A 9,794-nucleotide genomic window follows, 5' to 3' on the forward strand; every position below is an offset into this window, starting at 1 on the left:
AACGGGTCAGCGGCCCGGGGGGCCGCTGACCGATCGGGAATGTCGGACCCGAGCACCGGGTCCTCCCGTCCCGGTCCTACTTGGCCGGCGCGGCCATCGGCTTGAGCGCCTTGGCCTGCTCGGCCACGCTGGCGCGCATGTCGTCAGGCAGCGCAATCAGACCCTTGTCGGCCAGATAGCCGTCGGGGCCCCACGCCTTGTCGTTGGTGAACTCGGCCACGTATTCCTGGATGCCCGGAATGGTGCCGACATGAGCGTTCTTGACGTAGAAGTAGATCGAGCGCGAGACCGGGTAGGAGCCATCGCCGATGGTCTCGAAGGTGGGCTCTACGCCGCCGATCTTCGCACCTTGCAGCGTGTCGGCGTTCTGGTCGAGGAAGCTGAATCCGAACACCCCGACCGCATTCGGGTTGGCGATCAGCTTCTGGACGATCAGGTTGTCGTTCTCGCCGGCCTCGATGAAGGCGCCGTCTTCACGGATGCCGTGACAGACTGCCTTGTGCATGTCCTTGTCCGAGTCCTTGAGCGCCTTCACGGAATCGAAGCTGTCGCAGCCGCCTTCCATCGCCAGCTCCACGAAGGCGTCGCGGGTGCCGGAGGTGGGCGGCGGACCCAGGACCTCGATGGCGACATCGGGCAGATCCTTGTTGATCTCGCTCCACTTCTTGTAGGGGTTCGGGACCAGCTTGCCGTCCTCGTTCGGGACATCCTTCGCCAGGGCCATCCAAAGCTCGCCCAGGCTGATGTCGAGGTCCGGACCGGTTTTGGCGTTCGCGATGGCGATGCCGTCGTAGCCGATCTTGACTTCGGTGATCTCCGTCACGCCGTTGGCCTGGCACTGCTCGAACTCGGACAGCTTAATCGCACGCGAGGCATTACTGATGTCGGACTTGTCCACACCGACGCCCGAGCAGAAGAGCTTGAATCCGCCGCCGGTGCCCAGGGACTCGACCTTCGGCGTGGGGAAGGACGACTCGCGACCGAAGGTCTCGGCGACCGCGGTGGAGAAGGGGAAGACCGTCGAGGAGCCGGCGATCCAGATGGAATCACGGGCCATCGCCTGGGTCGAAAGAGAAGCCGCGGCGAGTGTGACCGCTGCGGCGATAAGAGTCTTGTTCATGACATGACCTCCGGGAGGGCGTTGATAAGCGAGCCCGAATTGTGACCTTGCATCATGCCGATTGTATGAAGTTCATGTGACGATTCGATGACGACGCCGCGGCGAGCGCCGCCGACGCGAGGGTCAATTCTTGTTCGGCTCGCCGAGCGATCGGACCAAACGCATGGCGGCGTTGAAGAAGTCGTCGGTCGGGTGGCGCTCGCAGTTGGCTCGAATTCGGATCATGGCGGCATCGAGCTCGGCGCCCTTCAGCACGTCGCCCCCGGTTGCGAGATTCAAACCGGTCACGAGCCCGGACAGCCACTCCTGATAGCGGCGATAGCCCTCGCCTGCGAGCGCCTGCGCGCTCGGATCCGCCGGTGCGGTGGCCAGAAAATCCGAGCACGGCTTGACGCCCGCGCCCCAGAGCACGGGTGCCCCGGCGGCGAGCACACTCCCGAGCGGTCCGACAGCCAGCGCAACGCCGAGCAAGATCGGAAACACAGGTCCGCAAGGCGAGCGCGGGCGCACAAAATCAGTCATATCATGAATCCTTCGTCGGATGGGCTTGGTGGTCGACTGCAGGTATGATTCGCCGATTTGCCGACAGCCCGCAAGTCCATCTAATGCGCATCCTGATGATCTCCGACGTCTACTTCCCTCGCATCACGGGCGTATCGACGTCGATTCAGACGTTTGCGCGGGAATTCGTCGACAAAGGACATGAGCTCACCCTGATTGCGCCGGACTATTCGGCAGCCGGGGGCGAATCCGCCCCCGAGCCGTTCGAGGTTTTGCGCATCCCGTCGCGCTACCTGGTGATCGACCCGGAAGACCGGATGCTGCGTCCCCGCGAGATCCGTCGACACGATCGCATGCTGGCGAGCCGTGGATACGATCTGATGCACATCCAAACACCGTTCTTCGCGCACTATCTGGGCCTGGGGATCGCCAAGCGCTTGGGTATCCCGGTGGTGGAGAGCTACCACACCTTCTTTGAGCAGTATCTCCATCACTATGTCCCTTTCGTCCCGACGTCGTGGATGCAACGGCTCGCACGCGACTTCTCGACGGCCCAGTGCAACGATGTCGATGCACTGGCGGTGCCCTCGCACGCCATGCTCGAGGTCCTGAAGGGCTACGGGGTGAAGACGCCTGCGAGGGTCATCCCGACCGGGATCGAGCTCGTCCAGTTCAGTCAAGGCGACGGTGACCGTTTCCGCAACCGGTGGAGCATCCCGCCCGGACGTCCCGTTCTGGTGCACGTCAGCCGCCTCGCCTTCGAGAAGAACATCGACTTCATTCTGCGGATGCTCGTGCGCGTCAAGACGCAGGTCCCGGATGTGCTCCTCGTCATCGCGGGGGAGGGTCCGGCACACCGCCGGCTTCAGAGCCTGGCGAATCATCTCGGGCTGGCCGACAACACCTTGTTCACGGGCTATCTGGAGCGCGACGGGTCCCTCGAGGACTGCTACTGCGCCGGCTCGGCCTTCGTCTTCGCCTCGAAGACCGAGACCCAAGGACTCGTGCTCCTGGAGGCGATGGCGCTTGGCGTGCCGGTGGTCTCGACGGCCGTGATGGGCACAGCAGAGGTCCTGGCCGGCAGCGGCGGATCGCTGATCGCCGAGGACGACGAGACCGACTTCGCCGAGAAGACGGTGCGGGTCCTCAAGGATCCGGCACTGCGTTCGCGACCGCCTCGACGGCGAGTCGAGGCGGTCGCGCACGCCAGGTCCTGGTCGGCGCCCGTCCTCGCGGAGCGGATGTTGCAGTTTTACGGACAGGTCATCGTGCGGTCCGGGCGCCGTTGGGCGGCGGATCCGGCGGTCGACCAAACCCCGAAGACCGACGACGTCGGCTAAACCGCGCCCGGTGCGGTATGGAAGGTTTTCAGGCGGGATCGGCCCGGGCAGACTCAACGACCGCTGGAAAGGGCGCGGTTTAGGGTATTGAAGAAGAGATGGTTTTGAACCGCGTCCCTGCCGAGGGCCGTGGATGCACCAAACGTCGCGCTCACTCGAAAGTCGGCATGTCGGTCCAGACGCGGTTCGGCGGACATCAAGACTTCGGCAAGGTCACCCCGCGTTGGCCCTGATACTTGCCGCCGCGATCCTTGTAGGAGGTCTCGCAGACCTCGTCCGACTCGAAGAAGAGGATCTGAGCCACGCCTTCGTTCGCGTAGATCTTCGCCGGCAACGGCGTGGTGTTGGAGAACTCCAGGGTCACATGCCCCTCCCATTCGGGCTCCAACGGCGTAACGTTCACGATGATGCCGCAACGCGCATACGTGCTTTTTCCGAGACAAATCGTCAATACATTCCGCGGGATACGGAGATATTCGACCGTGCGCGCCAGCGCAAACGAGTTCGGAGGGATGATGCAGACGTCGGACTTGAGATCGACAAAGCCGTTCGAGTCGAAGTTTTTCGGATCGACGATGGCCGAGTTGATGTTGGTGAAGATCTTGAACTCGTCGGCGCACCGCACGTCGTAGCCGTAGCTCGACGTCCCGTAGGAGATGACCCGTCCCTGCTCGCCCTCGCGGACCTGAACCGGCTCGAACGGATCGATCATGCCGCCTTCTTCGGCCATATGGCGGATCCAACGGTCGGATTTGATGGCCATCGCGAAATCCCGGTGTGCGCGCAAAGCCGGAAAGGCTACACCGCGGAGCCGAGTACAACAACCAGGAGAGCCGCTGCCAAAAAGCACCCCTGTCGATTAGGGCCGTATAAACCTTCGGCAGCTCCTTATCACGGGAAGACGGAGTAGACGGAGAAGAGACATTCGTTGCTACGTGTGGTCCGTGTCTTTTCCAGCCGAACCTGCCATGGACTGGGCCGCTCGTCGAGATCGAATCCCAAAAAATCCTAAACTGCGCGCGGCACGACACCGACAGGAGTCCACGAGGCCGAAGCAAACCCGGCCCTCGCAGACTCCAAAAGGCGCAGTTTAGTTGTTTTGGATCACGATCCGCGGGAATTTCGAAGCGTAATCCTTGGCTTGCAACGACAGCTTGGCAGCGGTCTTGCGGGCGATCTCGCGATAGATCTCGGCGACACGCGAATCCGGCTGGGCGACCACGGTCGGCTTGCCGTTGTCCGTCTCCTCGCGGATGTGGCCGTTCAGCGGGAGCGAGCCGAGCAGATCGATGCCGTACTGCTCGGACATTTTCTGTCCGCCGCCTTCGCCGAAGATGTGCTCCTCGTGACCGCAGGCCGAACAGATGTGAGTGCTCATGTTCTCGACGATGCCGAGCACCGGAACTTCGACCTTTTGGAACATTTTCAGGCCCTTGCGCGCGTCGAGCAGGGCGATGTCCTGAGGGGTGGTAACGATGACCGCGCCCGACACCGGCACCTTCTGCGCGAGGGTCAATTGCGTATCGCCCGTACCCGGCGGAAGGTCAATGACCAGATAGTCGAGATCCGACCAGTTGGTGTCGTTGAGCAGCTGCTCCAGGGCCTGGGTGACCATCGGGCCGCGCCAGATCATGGGCGTTTCTTCGTCGATCAGGAAGCCGATGGACATCGCTTGAAGGTGGTAGGCGTTCATCGGCTCCAGACTCTTGCCGTCCTTGGATTCGGGCTTGCCGGAAATGCCGAGCATACGCGGCTGGGACGGGCCGTAGATGTCGGCGTCCAGAATGCCCACACTCGCGCCTTCGGCCGACAACGCAAGCGCGAGGTTGACGGCAGTCGTGGATTTGCCCACACCGCCCTTACCCGACGCCACGGCGATGATGTTCTTGATGTTGTCGATCGGCTTGAGCGACTTTTGAACCGAGTGCGACTTGATCTCCGAGGTCACGTCGACCTGAACCATCTCGACGCCCTCGACCTTCAGAACAGCCTCTTCGAGCGTCTTGGCGATGCCGGCGCAGATGGTCTTGGCCGGGAACCCCAAGACGACCTTGATGCGGACCTGACCGCCCTCGATCTCGATGCCCTTGATCGAATGCGCCGCCACGAGATCGCGCCCGAGATGGGGTTCCTTGTAGCCCTTGATGGCGGCTTCGACGGCTTCTTTCGTGGGTTCGGACATGAGGTACTCCAGGATAGATGGATGCGCCCGGCGCTGCCGGGTCACGAAAACAAGTGCTTTTCGGTAGGCCGCGATCATGCGCCCGGGATCGGAAAAGTTCCCTCGGAGTTATGGTGTGGACCTGCCTTAAATCAAGCCCAGACGCGAAACCCGCCGGCCCGGGCCGCTCTGTCCGGACCGCGACGGGCCGTGAGATACTGGGACATCGTTCGAGACCCTAAAGCCGATCCACTTGAGCCCATCCATGAGTCAAACCCGCGACATCCGGGGCGGCAGCCCTCGAGACATTCTGGTCACCAGCGCACTGCCCTATGCCAACGGGCCGATCCACATCGGCCATCTGGTCGAATATATCCAGACCGATATCTGGGTGCGTTTCCAGAAGATGCGCGGGCATGCCTGCTGGTACGTGTGCGCGGACGACGCCCACGGCACGCCCATCATGTTGCGCGCGCGCCAGGAGGGCATCACCCCCGAGGCGTTAATCGCGCGGGTCGCCGAGGAGCACGCGGCGGATTTCGCAGCCTTCCGGGTGGGTTTCGACAACTATCACTCGACGCACTCGGATGAGAACCGCTACTTCGCCAATCTCATCTACGAACGCAACCGCGACAAGGGCCACATCAGCAAGCGCACCATCACCCAAGCCTACGATCCGGTCGAGCAGATGTTCCTTCCCGATCGCTTCATCAAGGGCGAGTGTCCCAAGTGCGGCGCGCCGGACCAGTACGGCGACAACTGCGAGGCATGCGGGGCGAGTTATTCACCGAACGAGCTCAAAAACCCGCGCTCGGCGGTCTCGGGCGCCGTGCCCGAGCAGCGCGAGTCCGACCACTATTTCTTCCGCCTCGGCGACTTCGAGCCGATGCTGCGCGACTGGACCCGCGGCGGCGGTCTACAGGCCCAGGTCGCGAACAAGCTCGACGAGTGGTTCGACGCCGGCCTGCAGGAATGGGACATCTCGCGCGACGCGCCCTACTTCGGCTTCGAGATCCCGGACCATCCGGGCAAATTCTTCTACGTCTGGCTCGATGCCCCGATCGGCTACATGGCGAGCTTCCTGAATCTCTGCGAAAGCCCCCGCGGGCGCGCCGCCGGATTGGACTTCGATCGGTTCTGGGCCAAGGAGTCGACCGCGGAGCTGTATCACTTCATCGGCAAGGACATCATCTATTTCCATGCCCTCTTTTGGCCGGCGATGCTCCACGGTGCCGATTTCCGCACACCGTCCGCGGTCTTCGCACACGGGTTCCTGACGGTCGACGGACAGAAGATGTCCAAGTCGCGCGGGACCTTCATCAAGGCCCGCACCTATCTGGATCATCTCAATCCCGAATATCTGCGCTACTACTTCGCGGCCAAGCTGGGCCCGGGCGTCGATGACATCGATCTGAATCTCCAGGACTTCACCGCCCGCGTGAACTCGGATCTGGTCGGCAAGGTCGTGAACATCGCCAGCCGCAGCGCCGGGTTCATCGCCAAGCGTTTCGCGGGCAAACTCTCCCCGACCCTGGCCGATCCGCAGCTTCATGCCGATTTCGTGCAGGCCGGTGAATCCATCGCCCTCGCCTACGAGCGACGCGAGCTCAGCCGCGCCGTGCGCGAGATCATGGCGCTGGCCGACCGCGCCAATCAATACATCGACGAGCAGGCGCCTTGGGTGATCGCGAAAGACCCGGCTCGAGAGGCCGACCTTCACGCGGTCTGCTCGATGGGCATCAACCTCTTCCGCATCCTGATCGGCTATCTGCGCCCGATCCTGCCGGGCACCGCCGCCGATTCGGAAGCCTTCATGCGGATCGAGCCGCTGACCTGGGACGCGATCGCCGAGCCCTTGCTCGACCATGAGATCGCCCCCTTCAAGCCGCTGATGACCCGCGTCGAGCCGGCCCACATCGAGGCCATGCTGGAGGCATCCAAGGAAGACCTGAGCACGACGGCACCGCCGCCGGCCACCGCAGACGAGTCAAGCAAGTACCTGAGCGGGCAGCCGATTGCCGAGACGATCGACATCGAGACCTTCGGCAAACTCGATCTGCGCATCGCCCGCATCCGCTCGGCCGGTCTCGTCGAGGGCGCCGACAAACTCCTGAAGCTGGAACTGGACCTCGGCGGCGAGACCCGCACCGTCTTCGCCGGCATCCGCTCGGCCTACGACCCGAGCGACCTGGAAGGCCGGTTGACCGTCATGGTCGCCAACCTCGCCCCGCGCAAGATGCGCTTCGGCGTCTCCGAGGGCATGGTGCTGGCCGCCGGTCCCGGCGGCAAAGACATCTTCATCCTTAGCCCGGACGCCGGGGCGCAGCCGGGGATGCGGGTGAAATGAACCGGATAGCGCAGCCCGTGGACCGAGGGCAGCCCGGTTGTGCCGACGATAGAAGGCACAAGTTGCGCTAAAGGCTAAAGGTTACCTGATTAGTGTTCCCGGGGCGTTGCCCTGGGCTCGCGTGGTGAGCCCCGTTGGGGCAGCCGGATACCAGCGGGTTCGATTCATGGTCATGGCAGGCTCCGTCCGATGGTGGATCAGGGAGCATTCTGCGCCGATCGGTGGCTTATTCCGTGAGCCTGGCGGACGATTATTTCTAATCAGGAAAGGTTAAAGACTGGAGGCTGAAGGCTGGAGGCCGGAGGCGATTCCCCCATAACCCTTCAGTCCCGGTGTTGTAGCAAACCGCCCCCGAGGCGTATCCTTCGGCGATTTCGCGCTTGCAGCATTTCGCGACTCGTTCCGCGACCCGACAGCGCATCAACCGCCCTTCGCACGCCCCGAAGCCAAAGAGAGCATGACTGAATACGCGCTCATCCTGATCGGCACCGTGTTGGTCAACAACTTCGTGCTGGTGAAGTTTCTCGGACTCTGCCCTTTCATGGGCGTCTCGAAGAAGCTCGAGACGGCCGCGGGCATGGGTCTGGCGACGACCTTCGTGATGACGCTCTCCTCCGTGACCTCCTGGCTCGTGAACAAGTACATGCTGGTGCCGCTCGGCATCGAGTATCTGCGCATCATCGCCTTCATCGTGGTGATCGCCGCGGTGGTGCAGTTCACCGAGACCATCATGCGCAAGACCAGCCCGCTGCTCTATCAGGTGCTGGGGATCTTTTTGCCGCTCATCACGACCAACTGTGCCGTGCTCGGTGTTGCCTTGCTGAACCTGCAGGCCGAGCGCAGCCTGGTCGAGGCCACGCTTTACGGTTTCGGTGCGGCAGTCGGCTTCTCGCTCGTGCTGACGCTGTTCGCCGCGGTGCGCGAGCGTGTCGCGGTCGGCGATGTCCCGGAGCCTTTCCAGGGCAGCGCCATCGCCCTGATCACCGCGGGCCTGATGTCCCTGGCCTTCATGGGTTTCGCCGGGCTCGTGTCGAGCTGACCGGACGATCGCCATGTTGACCGCTATCCTCGCCATGACCGCACTCTCCGCCGTCCTCGGACTGCTGCTCGGCTACTCGGCCATCCGGTTTCGCGTCGAAGGCAACCCGATCGCCGATCAGATCGATGCGCTCCTGCCGCAAACCCAGTGCGGCCAATGCGGTCACCCCGGATGCCGACCCTATGCCGAGGCCCTGGCCCGCGGCGAGGACGAGATCAACAAGTGCATCCCCGGCGGGGAGGCGACCCTGCTCGCCTTAGCGGATCTGCTCGGGCGCGAGCCTGCCGCACTCGAGGTCGAAGAGAAGCCGCCTTCGGTCGCCGTGATCGACGCCGAGACCTGCATCGGCTGCACCCTGTGTCTGCAAGCCTGCCCGGTCGACGCCATCGTCGGCGCCGCCAAGCAGCTCCACGGTATCATCGCCGCCGAATGTACGGGCTGCGAGCTCTGTTTGCCGCCCTGCCCGGTGGAGTGCATACATATGGTGCCGATCGCCACCGACATCCCCCATTGGCGCTGGCCTTATCCGTCCAGCGAGCCCGCCTCCCGCACGGCGTCGCCCGAGCGGGAAACCGAGGCAGCCTGACCGGAGCCCTGCCATGGCAGCCATCCAATCACTCCTGCGCCGTGATCGCTTGTGGACGTTCCACGGCGGGATCCATGTGCCCGACGAGAAGGCGCTCTCGAACGTCCGCGCCGTGGAGGTCATGCCACTGCCCAAGCGCCTCGTGATCCCTCTGCAGCAGCATATCGGGGCGACCGCGCGGCCGGTGGCGACGGTGGGCGAACGCGTCCTCAAAGGACAGCTGTTGGCGCAGGCCGAAGGTTATGTCAGCGCCTGCATCCACGCCTCGAGCTCGGGCACCCTGGTCGCGATCGAGCCGCATCCGGTGCCGCACCCGTCGGGGCTCTCCGCGCTCTGCGCCGTGATCGAGACCGACGGCGAGGACACCTGGACCGAGCTGCCGGAGCCGATGACCCATTACGCGCAGCTGGACCCGTCCGAGATTCGCGAGCGCATCCGTTGGGCCGGCGTGGTCGGACTCGGCGGCGCCTCGTTTCCGACCAGCGTCAAGCTCAACCCCGGTCCGGATCAACGCATCCGCACCCTGATCATCAACGGGGCCGAGTGCGAGCCCTACATCACCTGCGACGATCTGCTGATGCGCTCGCGCGCCGGCGACATCCTCGCGGGCGCACGGATCATGCATCACTTGCTTGGCGAGCCGCGGATCCTGATCGGGATCGAGGACAACAAGCCCGAGGCGTTCGAAGCCATGCACTTC

9 protein-coding genes are annotated in these 9,794 nt (G+C 63.6%); 5 read left to right on the plus strand and 4 right to left on the minus strand.

The annotated features are described in order from the left end of the window. Positions 1–76: 76 nt before the first annotated feature. Complete coding sequence (locus VLR48_RS15430; RefSeq protein ID WP_325292646.1) at positions 77–1,120, minus strand: PstS family phosphate ABC transporter substrate-binding protein; 1,044 nt, start codon at positions 1,118–1,120, stop codon at positions 77–79. A 123-nt stretch (positions 1,121–1,243) separates the two neighbouring features. Continuing rightward, positions 1,244–1,642, minus strand: a complete 399-nt coding sequence (locus VLR48_RS15435) for a hypothetical protein (RefSeq protein WP_325292647.1) — start codon at positions 1,640–1,642, stop codon at positions 1,244–1,246. A gap of 83 nt (positions 1,643–1,725) precedes the next feature. On the opposite strand from VLR48_RS15435, the gene VLR48_RS15440 reads away from it, so the two are divergent. Further along, on the plus strand, positions 1,726–2,961 hold the full coding sequence (locus VLR48_RS15440) for a glycosyltransferase (protein WP_325292655.1): 1,236 nt from the start codon (positions 1,726–1,728) through the stop codon (positions 2,959–2,961). 196 nt (positions 2,962–3,157) lie between these two features. On the opposite strand, the gene dcd is transcribed toward VLR48_RS15440, so the two are convergent. Then, entirely contained in the window at positions 3,158–3,724 is a 567-nt protein-coding gene (dcd, locus tag VLR48_RS15445; RefSeq protein ID WP_325292648.1) for a dCTP deaminase, read from the minus strand. A gap of 327 nt (positions 3,725–4,051) precedes the next feature. Further along, positions 4,052–5,143 carry an iron-sulfur cluster carrier protein ApbC gene (gene apbC, locus VLR48_RS15450; RefSeq protein ID WP_325292649.1) on the minus strand — a complete coding sequence of 364 codons (1,092 nt, stop codon included), beginning with the start codon at positions 5,141–5,143 and terminating at the stop codon, positions 4,052–4,054. Positions 5,144–5,387: 244 nt separating this feature from the next. On the opposite strand from apbC, the gene metG reads away from it, so the two are divergent. The 4 genes from metG to VLR48_RS15470 form a co-directional block, all read left to right on the plus strand. After that, a complete protein-coding gene (gene metG / locus VLR48_RS15455) occupies positions 5,388–7,469 on the plus strand; it encodes a methionine--tRNA ligase (RefSeq protein ID WP_325292650.1) in 2,082 nt (693 codons plus the stop codon). Positions 7,470–7,926: 457 nt separating this feature from the next. Further along, entirely contained in the window at positions 7,927–8,508 is a 582-nt protein-coding gene (gene rsxA, locus VLR48_RS15460) for an electron transport complex subunit RsxA (protein WP_325292651.1), read from the plus strand. A 13-nt stretch (positions 8,509–8,521) separates the two neighbouring features. After that, entirely contained in the window at positions 8,522–9,094 is a 573-nt protein-coding gene (rsxB, locus tag VLR48_RS15465; RefSeq protein ID WP_325292652.1) for an electron transport complex subunit RsxB, read from the plus strand. Between the two features lie 13 nt (positions 9,095–9,107). Further along, positions 9,108–9,794, plus strand: a 687-nt coding sequence (locus tag VLR48_RS15470) for an RnfABCDGE type electron transport complex subunit C (RefSeq protein ID WP_325292653.1), incomplete at its 3' end; no start/stop codon positions are given.

Source organism: Thiocapsa sp., from assembly GCF_035467215.1.
Taxonomy (GTDB): Bacteria; Pseudomonadota; Gammaproteobacteria; order Chromatiales; family Chromatiaceae; genus Thiocapsa.